At 69.3% G+C, this 15569-nt stretch carries 11 protein-coding genes; 5 read left to right on the plus strand and 6 right to left on the minus strand.

The genetic code is table 11. The annotated features are described in order from the left end of the window. Positions 1 to 317: 317 nt before the first annotated feature. The 3 genes from B5Y19_RS22640 to B5Y19_RS22650 all read left to right on the plus strand — a co-directional run bounded on the left by B5Y19_RS22640 (position 318) and on the right by B5Y19_RS22650 (position 3997). Entirely contained in the window at positions 318 to 1874 is a 1557-nt protein-coding gene (locus tag B5Y19_RS22640) for a methyltransferase regulatory domain-containing protein (protein ID WP_176168699.1), read from the plus strand. Between the two features lie 63 nt (positions 1875 to 1937). Continuing rightward, positions 1938 to 3650 carry a transglycosylase SLT domain-containing protein gene (locus B5Y19_RS22645; protein WP_055730172.1) on the plus strand — a complete coding sequence of 571 codons (1713 nt, stop codon included), beginning with the start codon at positions 1938 to 1940 and terminating at the stop codon, positions 3648 to 3650. A gap of 68 nt (positions 3651 to 3718) precedes the next feature. Then, complete coding sequence (locus B5Y19_RS22650; protein ID WP_055730171.1) at positions 3719 to 3997, plus strand: hypothetical protein; 279 nt, start codon at positions 3719 to 3721, stop codon at positions 3995 to 3997. A 39-nt stretch (positions 3998 to 4036) separates the two neighbouring features. Here the strand turns inward: B5Y19_RS22650 and B5Y19_RS25895 are convergent, their stop codons facing one another. The 6 genes from B5Y19_RS25895 to tssK are packed head-to-tail and all read right to left on the minus strand — an operon-like array spanning position 4037 to position 14021. Next, on the minus strand, positions 4037 to 6094 hold the full coding sequence (locus tag B5Y19_RS25895) for a serine/threonine-protein kinase (protein WP_055730170.1): 2058 nt from the start codon (positions 6092 to 6094) through the stop codon (positions 4037 to 4039). Beyond that, positions 6091 to 6912, minus strand: coding sequence for a PP2C family protein-serine/threonine phosphatase (locus tag B5Y19_RS22660; RefSeq protein ID WP_079592150.1), 822 nt, complete (start codon positions 6910 to 6912; stop codon positions 6091 to 6093). Before B5Y19_RS22660 ends, B5Y19_RS25895 begins: the two co-directional genes overlap by 4 nt. Beyond that, a complete protein-coding gene (gene tagF, locus B5Y19_RS22665; protein WP_055730168.1) occupies positions 6909 to 7634 on the minus strand; it encodes a type VI secretion system-associated protein TagF in 726 nt (241 codons plus the stop codon). Before tagF ends, B5Y19_RS22660 begins: the two co-directional genes overlap by 4 nt. Before the next feature lie 3 nt (positions 7635 to 7637). Beyond that, positions 7638 to 11261: a type VI secretion system membrane subunit TssM gene (tssM, locus tag B5Y19_RS22670; RefSeq protein ID WP_055730167.1), complete on the minus strand. Its 3624-nt coding sequence runs from the start codon at positions 11259 to 11261 to the stop codon at positions 7638 to 7640. A gap of 10 nt (positions 11262 to 11271) precedes the next feature. Then, positions 11272 to 12687, minus strand: a complete 1416-nt coding sequence (gene tssL / locus B5Y19_RS22675; protein ID WP_055730166.1) for a type VI secretion system protein TssL, long form — start codon at positions 12685 to 12687, stop codon at positions 11272 to 11274. Beyond that, positions 12684 to 14021, minus strand: coding sequence for a type VI secretion system baseplate subunit TssK (gene tssK / locus B5Y19_RS22680; RefSeq protein ID WP_055730165.1), 1338 nt, complete (start codon positions 14019 to 14021; stop codon positions 12684 to 12686). The genes tssL and tssK overlap by 4 nt, the downstream gene beginning before the upstream one ends. A gap of 178 nt (positions 14022 to 14199) precedes the next feature. Between tssK and B5Y19_RS22685 the strand changes: the two genes are divergently transcribed. Further along, on the plus strand, positions 14200 to 14700 hold the full coding sequence (locus B5Y19_RS22685; RefSeq protein WP_055730164.1) for a PAAR domain-containing protein: 501 nt from the start codon (positions 14200 to 14202) through the stop codon (positions 14698 to 14700). 67 nt (positions 14701 to 14767) lie between these two features. Further along, positions 14768 to 15559, plus strand: coding sequence for a hypothetical protein (locus B5Y19_RS22690; protein WP_079592151.1), 792 nt, complete (start codon positions 14768 to 14770; stop codon positions 15557 to 15559). The last annotated feature ends 10 nt before the right edge of the window (positions 15560 to 15569 follow it).

Genomic DNA, 15569 nt, shown 5'->3' on the forward strand with positions numbered 1-15569 from the left:
AAACGGCGTCCGCCATATGACGGAGGTTCCCAGAAGCCCGGCCGTCGGCGCAACGCAAAAGCGACAGCTGCATCGGATCGTCCCGAAAGCCGGCCTGCGAGGATATTTTCGATTCCTTGCGGGCACTTGCCGTTGTTTCCGGATTTTCAGGGCGAAGAGCATTTCGGCCAGTGTGGCCAAACTGCCAGCCTCTGCCCGCACCGCTCAGCGATGCTCGCGGCTTGAAAGCGCCCACGCGGCCCGCGCTCCTTCAAATGGATGAGGCGCTGCGGCGCGTGCTGGGGTGGAATGGCTGCAACCAGGCCGGGCAGGCTGCCATGACCAGCGCTTCAGCGATCAATCCCTATGACGCGGTAGCCTATCCAGGGCACTCCTTCGCCCAGACCCATCCGGCGCGGCTGGCGACCATCGCCCATTTCCACGGGATGAGCCCGGCCCTGCCTTCGGCCATGCGGGTGCTGGAGCTGGGCTGCGGCCGTGGCGGCAATCTCGTGCCCATGGCCGCGCAGTTTCCGCAGAGCGACTTCCTCGGCATCGACCTCAGCGCCGATTCCATCCGGCAGGCGAGCGAGACCGCAGCCGCCTTCGGGCTGAGGAACCTCGCATTCCGGCAGCAGGACATCCTGACGCTGGAGGCCGATCTCGGCCGCTTCGACTACATCATCGTCCACGGCGTCTATTCCTGGGTGCCGGAGGCGGTGCGCGAGCGGATCATCGCGCTGTTCGGCATGCTGCTGGCTCCGCAGGGCGTGGCCTATGTCAGCTACAATGCGCTGCCCGGCTGCCGGCTGCGCGACCTGGCGCGCGACGTCATGCTCCATGCGGTCCGCGACATCGACGATCCGCAGGAACGGGTCCGCGTGGCCCGGGCGACGCTGAAGGCCGTGGCGGAGGCGAGCGACCCCGAAAGCTTCCATGGCGTGGTGTTGCGCGAGCGCTGCAAGCAGATCGACGAACTGCCCGACAATGTCCTCTACCATGACGATCTGAACCCCGGCGCCCGGGCCTTCGCGCTGCACGAGGTGCTGGCGGTGGCCGAGCGGCACGGCCTGCAGTTCCTGGCCGAAGCCTCGTTCCCCAATGTCCATGGCGGGGCGAAGGAGGCCGCGCGGCAGATGCTGGCGCAGATCCCGGTCGAACAGGTGGCGCGGCGCGAGCAGACGCTCGACATGCTGATCGGCCGGGCCTTTCGCGAGACCCTGCTCTGCCGCGAGGCGGTGCCCCTGCGGCGCGGCATCCGGCCGGATGCGCTCCGGCCCTATTATCTTTCAGCCGATGTCCGGCCTGCCTTGCGCCAGCCGGAGCCGGAAAGGCCCGGCGCCGAACGCTTCGAGTTCCACGAAGGGGTCGGGCTCTCGGTCGACCTGCCACAGTGCAAGGCGGCGCTTGCCGTCCTCGGCGAGATCTGGCCCGCCAGCGTGAGTTGGCCCGAGCTGGTGGAGCGGTCCTGCCGGGGCGCGGGCATCGCGGCTGGGCCCGCATGGGCCCGAGAGGTCGCGCGGCTGGAGGAAGCGCTGATCGCGATCTTCAAGGCGGGATTGCTCGACATCAGGCTGGAGCCGCCGCCGCTGACGACCGAGGTCAGCGAGCGGCCGGCCGCGAGCGCGGTCGCACGCTGGCAGGCTTCGACCTCCTTCGAGGTCACCGACCAGCGCCATCGCATGGTCCAGCTCGACAGCATCGTCGTGCGGAAATTCGTCAGCCTGCTCGACGGCTCGCGCGACCAGGCCATGCTGCTCGACGCGATGAACGCCTTCCTCGCCGAGACGCGCGCGGCCGGCATCGCCGAGCCGAACCTGCCGGAGCGGGCGACGGCGGCGGAGGTGGCGATGCATCTCAAGGATGTCGCCCGGCTCGCGCTGCTGCGGGCCTGACGATTGTAGCCCCGCCGGGCGGGGCGTACCCTTGCGGAAGGGCAATGGAGCCGGGCCGGCAGGATGAGCGAACGCTTCCGGCAGTTTCAGGCGCTGTTTCCGGAGGAGGCGTGCCTCGCCGCGCTGATGCGCCTGCGCCATGGCGGGACGATCATGGCCTGCCCGGCCTGCGGGCGCGCCGCATCCTTCCAGCCGCGCCCCAAGCTCAGGGGCTTCGCCTGCAATCATTGCAGCTACATGATCCATCCGGCGGACGGTACGGCCTTCGAAAGCCGGCGCACGTCGCTTCAGCTCTGGTTCTTCGCCCTGCGGATGCTGGCCGAGCAGCCGGGACGGGGCGCCAGCGCCGCCATCGCGCGGGAAGCGGGCGTGCCGCTGCTCGCGGCGCAACGGCTCGTCACCGACCTGACAGCGCTCGATAGGCATGGCGAGGGCTGGTTCGTCGAGCTCCGCCGCCTCGTGAGCGCCGGAACACCTGCCGCGAAGGCTGTGCCCGCTGAAGCTTCGGCCGCCCAGGTGCCGATCGCCGAGGCGAAGCGCTCCCGTCAGGCGCAGGGGCGGCCGGCTGCGCGGGGCAGCACTCCGCCACGGCCTTCGGCCTCGACCGGCGCAGACGTGGGAGTGGTCCGCAGCGCTCCGCCAAACAGGCGGATGAGCGGCCGGGGCGCCATCGTCGGGGTCGCGGTCGTCGCCTGCGGCATTGCGGCGGCGGTGCTCGGGCTTGCCTACGCCAGGCTCCAGCAGCAGGACCGGCCGCGACCGGCCCTGGTGGAGACGAGCGCCGACAGCGCGGCTCCGGCCCTGAAGGATGCGCCGGCGCGGCCTTCCCTGATCCTGTCCTCGGTCGAGCGGGATCTGGAGGGCGCGCGGCAGGCGGCGCAGTTCGCGCTCGACAACGATCCCTCGCTGGCCGCGATCGAGCCGCAGGCCGAGACGCCGGCGCAGCAGGTGCCGGTCAATCAGCTGCAGCTGCCTTCCAACATCCTGCTGGTGCCGCCAAAGGTCCAGGGGGCGCCGGGCGTCCCGGCCTCGCCGGGCGGCGCGCCGCAGCCGCCGCCGCAGATCTCCAGCGGCGATCCCGATCAGGTCCTGACCTTCGGCCCGATCCGGATCCGCCGGCATCTGGTCGACCTGATCGTGCGTGCGAGCCGCGTCGTCGGCGCCGATCCGACGCTGCTGATGGCGGTGGCGGACAAGGAATCCTCGTTCTCGACCGGGGTGAAGGCGAAGACCTCCTCTGCCACCGGGCTCTACCAGTTCATCGAGCAGACCTGGCTCGGCGTGATCTACGAGTTCGGGGCCCGCCACGGGCTCGCTGCGGAGGCGAAGCTGATCGGCCGTTCCGGCCGGCAGTTCGTCATCGGCGATGCCGGCGAGCGCCAGCGCATCCTCGACATGCGGCGCGAACCCTATGTCTCGGCGCTGCTGGCGGCGGAGATGCTGAAGCGCGACACGCTGAGGCTGGAGCGCGCCATGGGGCGCCATCTCACCGGCGGCGAGATCTACCTCATCCACTTCCTCGGGCCGGACGCGGCGCAGACCTTCATCGAGACGATGGAGGAGACGCCCGGCGTCAAGGCGGCCGAGCTGCTGCCGCGGCCGGCCCAGGCCAATCGGCCGATCTTCTATGCCGATGCCGGAGGCGAGACGAAGGTGCTTTCGGTCTCGGAGGTCCACCGGAAGTTCAACGACATGATCAAGCTCAGGCTGGAGCGCTATGCCGCGGTGAGGCCGACCATGGGGCCGGGCCTGACGCGCCCGCAGCCGAAGAAGTGACCGTTTCGCCGCGCGCGATCCCACCCGCGGAAACCGCTCCCGCTTCGGGGGCGCGAAAGGAGAGAGCCATGCCGGCCAACCGTTTCGAGCAGGTCGACGAGCCACAGGCCGACGCGATCACCCTCAGCCTGAGCGAGCGCGGCGGCGAGGCGTTCGGCCGGGTGCTCTGCCCCGCGGATCTCGCCGGCGGGCATCTGGTCAATGATTTCGTCAGCGATGAGCTGGCGGCGAAGGACGCCTTCCGCACGGCGATCCGCCTCGCCAACGAACTGCGTGCGCCGATCGTGGTCGAGGACGCGGCCGGCGTCTGGCAGGAGGAATGGGGCGTGCTCTACCGCGAGATGTGAGCGGGCGCCGCCCGTCGCGTGACGGCGCCGCCTGCGCGATCACTCGATCCGGAAATATTTGATGCCGAGACCGAGCTTGCCGCTCTGCCGGGCGAGATCGAGCTTGAGATTGGCGAAGAACTCGGCAGCAGGGGCGGGATTCGGGCCGGAGAGGGCCGGCAGCGGCTCGGGGCTGACGAGCGCCAGCACGGTCTGCGGGCGCGCGGCGGCGCCGGTCGATTCGAGCTTGAGGTTGAAGATCGCCTTGTCGCCCTCGCGTTTCATGAAGCTGCCGAGGTTGTAGACGAGGCCGTCATCGCCGATCAGCACGACGTCGAGATTGAGGCCGCCGCCGGCCTCGACCGAACCGTTGAGGATCTCGCCGCTCTTCATGTTGAAGGCGCCGATCTGCAGCCGCGGGCTGCGGTCGATGGCGATGCCGGGCTGGCGCAGGAACTCGACCATCGGACATTGCGCGGCGGTGACCGGGCGCAGATGGATCTGGGCCTCGAAGCCCTGCGCCGCCTTGAAGGCGTTGTCGAAGGTGACGAAGGGCGCGGTGGCGCTGCCGAAGCCCTCCAGCGTCGCCTTGCGATCACCGATCTCCTGCGGCCAGAGGAAGAAGCAGGGACCGCCGTCATAGGTCCGGACATAGCGCTCGACCCGCTCGGCCGGAGTGCGTGGCTCCGGGCCCGGCGCGGCGGCCTGCTGGCCCGGTGCCGGAGCCGGTGCCTTGACCGGTTCGGGGGGCGCCGGCAGTGCGACGGGAACGGGCAACTTGCCGCTTCCTCCGACATTCGCGGGCGGTGAAGGCTTGGGGGCCGGCTCGGTCGTTGGAGGGCGGGGCGCCGGTTCGGTGGGGCGTTCGGCGCTCATGCTCGCCTGCGACTGCGATGGTGGCGATGCCGGGACCGGGGCCGAAGGCGTTGCCTGGGGGCCGGCCGGAAGCGGCGCAGCCGAAGGCTGGGACAGAGCCGGCGGGGCCGGTGGAGCAGTGGCGGCGGGCGCCGCCGGGGCCTGCGCCGGTGCATCCGTCAGGACAGGGGCGTTGCCGGCGGGCGCGGCGGGCGGTGGCTCTGACAGGGCCGGAGCCTCGGCTTTCGACAAGCGCGCGCTCTGTCCGCTCCGGTCGGGGCCGAACGCCGTCCAGGCGTAGAGGCCGCCGCCCGCCAGAAGCGCCAGTGCCGCGATGCCGGCGACGAGAGGCAGGGGGGAGCGGCGCGATTGCCCCGTACCGGTCGTTCCGCGTGCCGCCTGCCCGGTGGTTGCGGGTTGCCAGGCGGCGACCTCCGCCATATCCGCCGGCCGGTCCTTCGGATCGGGAGCGAGCATCCGCGCGAGCAGGGGGCGCAGCCTCGCATCGACGGCGGAGAGGTCGGGCAGGCGGCGGCGCTTGTCGAGGATCTCGACCTGAGTGCCGCCCATGTCGAGCGGGCGGCCTGTGACCGCCTCGGCCAGCACCAGGGCGAAGGAATACATGTCCGAGCGGCCGGTGACCTCGCCACCATAGAGGCCAAGCTGCTCGGGCGAGACATAGTTGTACTTCCCGGCGAAGCCGGAGCCGATCACCGTGCCTTCGCCGAGCAGGCTCGAACGGGCGATGCCGAAATCGATGATCTTGGCGCGGGCGGGATCGCCACCCGGCAGGATGATGTTGTCCGGCGAGATGTCGCGGTGGACGATGCCGAGCCGGTGGGCGGCATGCAGCCCCGGCGCGACGCGCTGGCGCAGGATGTCGGCCTCGGCCAGCGTGAGCGGTCGCTCCCTGATGCGTTCCGAGAGCGACTGGCCGTCGACGAACTCCATCGCCAGATAGGGCGTCTCGGTGACCGGGTCGATGGCGAAGACGTAGTAGCGGACGATGGCCTCGTTGTAGAGGTTGTGCAGGGCGGCGGCCTCGCGCCGGAACAGGGCGAGCACGGCCTCGTCGCGCGCCATGTCGGGGCGGATCATCTTGATCGCCACGGCGTCGCCGGTCTGGATGGCGCGGCCCTTATAGACCTCGCCCATGCCGCCGACGCCGATCAGGCTCTCGATCTCGTAGATGCCGTTGAGCTTCGTGCCGATGCGGGCATTGCTGCGCGGGGCGAAGACGGTGCGTTCGGAGTCGTCGCTCATGACGTGGCGCTCCTAGGCGTGTCGTCAGCCGGCGCCACGCCCTTCCGCGCCGGCCGGTTCGGCATCCAGCGTGTCCTTTCCGCGCCCCTGCGGCAACGGACCACGACGACCGTGACGTTGTCATGCGCGCCACGGGCCAGGGTCAGGGCCAGTAGCGCGTCGCAGGCGGCCTGCGCGCCGCCGGCCTCGACCGCCTGCAGGATCTCGGCGTCGCCGACATGCTCGGTAAGCCCGTCGGAGCAGAGGACGAAGGCGTCGCCATCGGCGATCTCGCCGTTCTCGAGGTCGAGCTCGGGCCTTTCATGCACGCCGATGGCGTGGGTGATGACGTGGCGCCGCGGCGAGCGGCACGCCTCCTCGGCGCTCAGCAGGCCGCTATCGACCATGTCCTGGACTTCGGTGTGGTCGCGCGAGAGCTGGGCGATGCGCCCGGCTCGGACCAGATAGACGCGGCTGTCGCCGGACCAGAGGCAGGCGAAATGCTGCCGGTGGATGAGCAGAGCGACGAGGGTGGCCCCCATGGTGGCGCCGCGCCGGCGGATTTCTGCGCGCAGCGTCGCATTGGCCTCGATTACGCTGGTCTCGAGCATGGCGAGCAGTTCCGAGGCCGAGGCTGCGGCGCCGACGCTTTCCAGCGCCGCGACGACGGTGGCGCTCGCGAGAGCGCCGTTCTCGTGCCCGCCCATGCCGTCCGCTACCGCCCAGAGGCCGAATTCGGGGCGCAGCAGGAAATTGTCCTCGTTCGCCGCGCGGACCTTGCCGGTATGGCTGATCCAGCCGGTTTCGAAGTCGCAGGCGGCCTGCGGGGCATCGTTCATGGCTTCGCCCTCATGACATCGCCCTCATGTCCTGGCGTGTTCGGAATATGGGCATCGAAGCGGCCGGTGAGCAGGCCGGCAAACAGATAAGGATCGGGCAGGGCCTGCCCGGTGAGCGCCAGCGGCTCGAAATTCGGGCCGCCGATGGTCCAGAGATAGCAGGCATGGGCATAGGCGCGGGCATGATCCTCGATGCGCAGGGCGGCGAGCCGTTCGGGGAAGCCGGAGGAGATCGCCGCGCTTGCGATCGTGCCGTCGGAAAGGCGGACCATGTCGGCAGGCGGGGCGGCGAGATGCTGGTCATTGGGAAGCGGCAGGGCGGCAAGGCGCCCAGCCACGGCTTCGAAGCTGGCTTCCGGCTCCAGCGCCCGCAGCAGGAAAGCCTCGACCGCCTCGAACCATCCATCCTGCGGGTCTAGCTCCGGCGGCGGGATCGCGGTGCCGGTGGCGGCGAAGACGGTGAGCGGGAAATAGCGGCCGACGCCGTCGACCGAGGGCATGAAGGCGCCCGCGACCGTCTGCCCAGCATGGGCGCTGCCCAGCCAGAAGCGCCAGATCGGCGCGTTGAGATAAGCCCCCTGCCAGCGCGGCCCGAGTTCGAGGCGGCTGGCGGTCAGCCCGCCCTGCAGCCATTTCTCATAGATCGCGAGGAAGGCGCTAGGGGCGTTGAGCGCGATGAAATCGCGCTTGGCGGGGAGCTTGCCGAAGAGGCCGCAGTTCAAGGTTCAGATCCCCGAAGGGCAGCGGATTTCCCGCAGCGCCGGCAGGATCAGCGGGTTTTTCAGCGAACCGACGCCGAAGGAATAGCCGACCTGGCGGCCGCCGGCATTCAGCGTGAAGCCGACATTGTCGCCCTGCTTCAGCACCGAGCCTGAATCGAGCAGGCGAAAGAAGGACCAGGTGCCCTCCTTCTCGAAGAGCTTGACCTCGCCCTGCGGCTGCTGCGCTCCGGAGGAGAAGAAGCCGCCGCCGAACATGCCGCCGGAATTGCCGCTGCTGCCGCCGAGCGTCAGCGTGATCGCGGTCTTGCCGACGCCGCCGCCCGGCCACATCACCGGGGTCGGCGTGTTGACGCCCTGCTGGCTGGTCACGGTGATGCCGTTGATCTCGAGCTTGGCGTTGGCGGCATCGGCCGAGAGCGCGGTCGGCGTGACCACCATCTGGAAGGAGGGCAGATTGCCGCCGGTCGGGAAGAAGGCGTCCCTGATCTCTCCGGCGCGCTGGAATTCGCGGAGCGTCGTCGGCGAGAGCGCGCGGGCGACGCGGCTGTCGACTCGCCAGCTCCACTGTGCCTTCGAGGTGTCGACGAAGGGTTCCAGCCGCTCCTTGTAGAACTTGTCCATGATCTGGCCCGGCGCGAAGAGCCGGGCGAAATCGGCGAGCGGCACGTCGCGTGCGCTCGCCTTGGTGAAGGGATAGCGGTTGTTCATCACCTCGGTGCAGATGCGCGTGACCTGCTCGGCCAGCGCCTGCCGGAGCAGGGCGACGGTCGCGCCGGTGGCGTCGCCCTCGAAATCGTTGACCGCCTGGATGACCATGCCGTCGAAAGGCGCCGGATAGCGCGAGGAATTGGCGCGCAGCGTCGCTATCAGCGGCACGAGCGCTGCGTTGGCCGCGGCCGACTGCGCGGGGTTCGTCGCCGCCGTGGCGAGGTTCTGGTTGATCTCCGCGAAGGTCTGGAGGAGCTGGTCCACCGGCCGGCGGCCGAGATCGCCGTCGACGAGGACGTGGAAGGATTTGAACTGCGCCTCGATATCGGCGCCGAGGGTCGTGTCGGTGCCGCCCGCGAGCAGGCGTTCGACGCCGGGGGCGGCAAGGGGAAGGTTGGCGCCGAGCCGTCCCAGCGCATTGCTGGCGCGCTGCGCCAGCGTGTCGGCAGCGGCCTGAGCGGTGGCCTGCGCGGCTGCCTTCTTCGCGTTCGGGCGTTCCTTGGTGAGCTGCGTCTCGTCGCGCAGCGATTCCAGCACCTGCTTGAAGGGGGAGGTCGGTGCGGCGATGGCGCTCAAGGCGACATAGCGCGGCTTGTCGGCGTTGAGGGGCCTGAGCTTCAGCCGCTTCAGCGCCTTCTGCCAATTCGCGACATAGTCGCGGCTGTAGAGCTTCATCAGGTCGGGGAAGAGCGTGGCGTACTGGGTGGTGATCGCCTGCTGGTCGAGATTCTCGCCAAGCACCCAGCGCTCGCGCTCGATCTGGTCGCCGATATCGCCGAGCCGGCCGATGAAGGCGTTCTGGAAGCCGTCATTGGTGTAGAAATAGGGCACGCGGATCTGGTCGAGATCCTCGCCGCTGAGTCCCTCGAAGACCAGGCGCACATCCGAGCCGCCGCGCTGCGAGACCACCCAATCCTTCTGGCTCTCGCTGCGGGACTGCGTCCGCAGGAGCTCATAGGCTCGCTCGGCGATGCTGAGGCGGCGCAGCGTGCGCTGGCTCTGCTCGATCAGCGACTGGTTGAGCTTGACGATCGGCTCGGCGTCGCCCTCGTCGAGGTCGAGCATGGCGGTGAGATGCTCCTCCAGCGCCTCGCGGCCCTTGGCGTTGGCCGGGCCGGGGAAGAGGTTCTCGGCCCAGTCGAGCCGCATCCAGGAGGTGACGAGGTCGCGGTCCAGCTTCGCCTGGCCGCCGACCATCATGTAGACCTTGAGCGCCTCGTAGACGAAGCCGGGGTTGTTGGCGTTGGCCTCGAGCTGCTCCTCCAGCCGGAAGATGATGCGCGAGCGCAGCATCCGCTCGAGCGCCTGCCGGTAGGTGATCTCGGTCGCGTTCTGCAGGCGCTCCCGCTGGCTCAGCCCGAAGGTGGCGAGCGTCGGCGTCGGCTCCTCGCGGGTGGCATAGCCGGCCGGCATGTTCCGGAGCTTGTGCAGCAGCGGCAGGATGCGGCTGAAATTGCGGTCCGAAACCGTGGTCTCCTGCAATACGGGCGCGGCGGCGCTGCGATAATCGGCGAGGCCGTAATTCGTCGCGGTGACGAGGTCGCTGTTCCGCGAAAAACTCGTCCACCACAGCCCGAGCGCGGCGAGCGTGAGGAGCGCGACGGTGGCGAAGCCGGCAACGCGCAACGCGGTGCTGCGCCGGGCGGCGCCGAGATCGGTCGAGACCCAGCCGGATTCGCCGATCACCACCTTCTGGATCAGCTCGGTCAGGAAATAGCTCTTGCCCTTGCCGGAGAAGGAAGCCACCCCGGCGTGATCGGAACCGAAATTGCGCGAGAGCGCGCCGATCAGTTGGTCGATCGGCGTGCCTTCCTGCGTGCCGGAGGTGAAGTAGAAGCCGCGCAGCGTCGCATTGGCGTGATAGCGCGTCGGCTCGAAGACGCGGGTCAGGAAGTCGACGATCGCACGCTTCAGCGTCGCCATCTGGCTCGGGAAGCCGAAGATCTGCGCACGTGCGGTGGGATTGGGCTCGTCCTGCAGCCGGTCGGGCAGGCGCTCGTTCAGCCGCGCGATCAGCGCATCGTATTCAGGCGGCACGTCGCCGATCATGTTGCGGGTCTTGTCGGCGGTCTGGAAGGTATGGCCCCAGACCATGCGCCGCTGCGGCTCGGTCAGCGATCCGAAGAACTCGTTGAAGCCGGCGATCAGGTCAGCCTTGGTGAAGACGGCATAGACCGGGAAATCGACCTTCAGCCGCTCGTGCAGTTCGAGCAGGCGGGCGCGGATCGCGTCGGCATGGGCGGCGATCTCCTCGGGCGAGGAGGTCAGCAGATCCTCGACGCTGATCGCGACGAGCACACCGTTGATCGGCTGGCGCGGCCGGTTGGCCTTGAGCAGGTCGAGGAAGGAAAGCCAGCTCGCCTTTTCGGCCTTGGTATCGGTGTCCTGCGTGGTGTAGCGGCCGGCGGTGTCGATCAGCACCGCATCCTCGGCGAACCACCAGTCGCAATAGCGGGTGCCGCCGGAGCCGGCGACGGCGGCCGGCGTTGCGCCGCGTGCCAGCGGAAATTTCAGGCCGGAATTGACCAGAGCCGTCGTCTTGCCGGCGCCGGGCGGACCGATAATGACATACCACGGCAGGTCGTAGAGATAATCGCTACCCTTGCCGCGGGCGCTCTTCAGCGTCGCCAGCGCATCCTTCATCGCGCTGGAGAGGGCTGCGCCGTCGCCGGTCGACTCCTCCTTTTCCAGCGCTTCGGTCAGCGCCGCTGTCGCCTTGCGGCGGCGGATGACGATGAGGGCGATCCAGCCGAGTGCTGCGAGCAAGAGTAGCGCGACGACGGGCAGGCGTACCCAGGCGGATTCGAAGGGCCTGATCTCGCCGAGGGCGAGGAAGGGGCCGCCGAACCAGATCAGCGCCGCCAGCGCGAGCGCGCCGATCAGGATGGCGGCGATGCGGAGCCAGGTGGCGAGATTCATGCCTGCCTCCCTAACTCTGACGCTGGATCAGGATCTCGACGCGCCGGTTCTGTGCGCGTCCGTCGGCGGTGCTATTGGGCGCGATCGGCGTGTCGGCGCCCTTGCCCTCGGTGCCGATCCGGTCGGGCTGGCTCAGCCTGGTCTTCAGCACGTCGCCCACCGCCTTGGCGCGGGCCTGCGACAGCTCGACATTGGACGGGAAGCGGGCGGTGCGGATCGGCACGCTGTCGGTATGGCCGACGACCTTGATGGCCCCGCCCTCCTTTTCCAGCACGCTGGCGATGCGCTCGATCAGCGGCTGGAACTCGGCGCGCACCGCGGCTTGCGCCGGCTCGAACAGGTTGATGCCGACGAGGCGGACGACGATGACGTTCGGCGTCACCAGGCAGACGATCGGCGGCTGAACGGCGGCGCAGACTTTCGGCGGCTGTGCCGGGGGAGGCGGCGGTGGCGGCGGGGCCGAGAAGACCTTGCGCATGATGCCGATCTCGCCCTTGGGATGGACCGAGAGCAGGGCAGTCGCGGCCGCCTCCGCATTGCCGGACAGCAGGGCGCGGAAGACGAAGTAGACACCGAGCAGGGCAACCGCCGCGATCGCGGCCACCGACCAGACCGGCACCTTGAAACCGGCGACGGCAGCGACGATGGCCTGCCCGCGCCAGCGCGGCGACAGCTCGGGATCGGGCTGCTTCACCCGGCGCAGCGTCTCGAACAGGTTGCGCTGGATCATCTGGAGATTGGCGGCGCCGCCGGCCGAGGTCCTGTGGATGCCCTGGAAGCCCAGCGCCAGACAGGCATGCATCAATTCCAGCAGGTCGTAATTGACCGAGGGGTCGGCCTTGGCTCGGTCCAGCTCCTCGAAGAAGCGGATGCCGCCGGTGCGTTCGCCGAAGAAGCGCGAAAGCATGCTGTACTGCGTCCAGACATGACGGTCGTCGCCGGGAATGTTCTGGACGATGTCGTCGGCGGTGGCGGCGAGGACGTATTTGGCCGTGCGGGCAGTCTCGGCCGAGACGCCGGCGGCGCGGACCTCATGCTCGAAAGCCTCGATGGAATCGCCGACCTGGCCGAGAAGCTGCACGAAGGGCGCGTTGGAGAGGCCGGCGCGCATCCGGCCGAGCAGCAACAGGAGCGGGCCGGCGGCACGCAGCAGCGGGTTGGCGTTCGGCGTCAGCAGCTGTTCGCGTCGGGGCAGTGGCACGCCGTCGGCCACGGGCGGGGAGGCCTGCGGCACCGGCGGCGGGCTCGACATCCACTCGTCGCCGGTGCCGGGGACGCCGGGCGAGGGCGCTTGCGGCTGGGAAGAGGGAGTTGCCGCGGGCGCGGCTGGAGCGGACGGCAGGGCTGCGCGACGCCCGCCGGGGTTCGGCCGGATGATGGTCCGTTCGGAACGCCCGAACGGATCGGACGAACCCTGGTCGCTCATCGCCTGCCCTCCAGAACCGCCCAGAGCTCGAGCTCGAGATCGGGCCAGTCACCGGAAAAATGCATGCCGATCGAGCTCGCCGTGCTGAACTCCGGCCAGAGCGGCGAGGTGCGGTCGAGGTAGAAGTATACATGATCCGTGAGCGCGCGGATCTGCGGCGGCGGCGTCGGCAGATGGACGAGGCTGATGCCCGGCAGATGGGCATGGACGATCTCGTTCATCTTGGTGTTGGGGCCGACCTTGAAGAGCTGCGGGAACTGCGCCTGGATCTCGGTCAGCGGCCGGCGCGCCGCGACTTCCAGCACCAGCGTCGCGTTGCGCACGAGGCTGCGGTCGCGGATCGTCGACATGAAGGCGTTGGGCGCCCGCTCGACGATCTCCAGCCGGATGGCGCGGCGGCCGAGATTGGCCGAGAGGAAGTCCTGGATGTCGCGCACCACCGGCGCAAAGCAGTTCTCCAGATCGTCGTGATCATAGGCGGGATAGTCGCGGGCGCGGCGCTCGGCGGTGGTGAAGGTGGCGAGCTCACCGGCCAGCGCGAGGAAGGTCGAGAACAGCCGCTCGGGATGGACGAAGCGCGAGCGGCGCATGTGCTTCAGCACGGGGATGTTGCGGTTGAGCAGCTGGAGCACGAAGTAGTCGGCGCTCTGCAGGCCGCCGCCGGCGGTGGGGTCGGCGGCGTAGCGGGCGAGCTCCTCCAGCTTGTTGTCGATCCAGCCGATGACGCGGTCGAGCCAGCCTTCGATGACGGGATAAGCCGAGCAGACCAGTACCGGCGGGGCGAATTTCTCGTCGAAGAGCACGGCGCGGTCGCGCACCTCGAGGATGCGGCCCAGCGCCAGGCCGACATAGCCGGCCTTCGACGATTTGCGCAGTTCCAGCGTCAGGCGTGGATGGGCGACGTCGATCTCCTCCTCGGTCCGCAGCGCGGCGGTGGAATCGATCAGCATCTCGTTCGCCGGGACATAGCGGCTGGCAGAGCCGTCCAGCGCATCCTCGACCTCGCGGGTATTGGCGGCGGCGAGCGGCAGCGATAGCCAGACGATCTGGCCGGCGGCGTTCTCCGGCACCTCGATCGCGGCCGGCAGGGGGCTGTTGTCGGGCAGGGCGAAGGGCGTTCCGTCGGGCATCACACCGACGGCGCGGCGCAGGCCGATGCGGCTCTGCTGGGCGAGGTCGCGGTCGATCTCCAGAACCGAGAAGCCCCAGGGATAGGGCGTGACGCTCCTGACGCGGGCTTCCAGCAGGTTCTCGAGATAGCGATCGTTCTGCTGAAAGTGATGCGGCCTGAGGAAAAGCCCTTCCGACCAGACGACCTTGCTGTACCACGACATGCGGGTCTCGCTCACTCGAAGGCAGGCTCGGCGAGCTTACATGGCTGCTGACCAAGCGTCATTAAAGCAATGCTAGCGCCCCCCTGCGCGAGCTGCCGTCATTGACTTGAAGGATGCGGCAACCGGAAATTCAGCGCAGTCCTGTGGCGGCGATCGTGATCGAGCAGGAGCAGGGACGATGCCGAAGGGGCCGGCCGCGCGCATTCTCGACCCGGTGCTGCACCCGCTGCCGGGCATCCTGCAGCCGGGTCCGGGCAGCCCGACCGTGCTGATCGGCGGCCTGCCGGCCTGGCGGGGGGTGCCGGCTGCCGCGGCAGCCGGCATCCAGGCCGCCAAGCAGGCCTCGGACACGGCGTTGCAGACGGCTGCGGCGGCGACGCTGGCAGCGGCCGGGACGCCGGCCGGGCCGGGCGCCAAGGCGGCCGAGGAGGCGGCCAAGACGGCGGCACTCTCGGCCATGAGCTCGACCATCGCCGGAGCCTCGGGCGGTGCCGACATCCACAACTGCCTGACGCTGATGCCCCCGCAGCCGCATGGACCCGGCGTCGTCGTCGACGGCTCGCAGACCGTGCTGATCAACAACCTGCCGGCTTGCCGGATGGGCGACACCATCGTCGAGGCGCTCGGGCCGCCCAACAAGATCGTTATGGGTTTGCCGACGGTCGTGATCGGTGGCTGATGCCGAATTGATTCAAGGACGCGGTGCAAGCCGTTGATCCTGAATCTCTTCTTTCTCTGGAGCTGCGATGGCCAAAAGCCGCAGGCAAAGTCGGACGGTGCCGGACCGGGACGAGGCGAGGATCGAGCGCTTCCGCCACAAGCTCATCGAGCGCTTCTCTTCGGACCCGGACCGGGCGCTGGAGCACGGGCTCGCCCGCAACGGGCGCGTGGCGGAAGCGCTCTGCTTCATGGCGCTGATCCGCGACCCGGCCCGGCGCAGGCGGCCGATGCTGCCGGTGCCGAATGTCGGCTGCACTGCCGCCGTGCGCCAATTCTTCCGGGCCGACGGCGGCGAGCAGGCGGCGCATCTGCTGCCGGGCCAGCTCTCGATCGACGGCATCTTTCCCTGGCTGTTCCTCGCGGGCCCCGCCGCGCGCAAGCTCGAAAACCTCTTCGCCTATGTCGAGCCGCTGCGCGCCGACTACAACAAGGCCGATTCCGCGGCCGAGGCGAACGGGCTCACCGATGCCTTCGCCGATGCCTGCAGCCGGGTCCTGACCGGCCGGGGCGCGGCGGAAGCGGACATCGTCGCGGCCTATGACCGGGTCTGGCGGCCCGGCGCGCTCGCGGCCTTCCGGGCGGCGGACGAGCAGAAGCGCAGCAAGCCGACGCCGCCTCCGGTCATCCGCGGGGTGGGCCTGGAATACGGCATGATCCTGAATTTCGACGAGAGTCAGGAGGCCTGTGCCGACGAGTCGATCTGGGCGACCCATGAGCAGCTCAGCATTCTCGGCTATTATCGGGCGGCGATGGCGAAGGAGCCACGGCAGCTGCAGCCGCGCGCGATCCGCGAGATCCTAGCGCTGCCGCCGGCTTGACCTGGGGCGA

The organism is Allobosea thiooxidans (assembly GCF_900168195.1).
Lineage (GTDB): Bacteria > Pseudomonadota > Alphaproteobacteria > Rhizobiales > Beijerinckiaceae > Allobosea > Allobosea thiooxidans.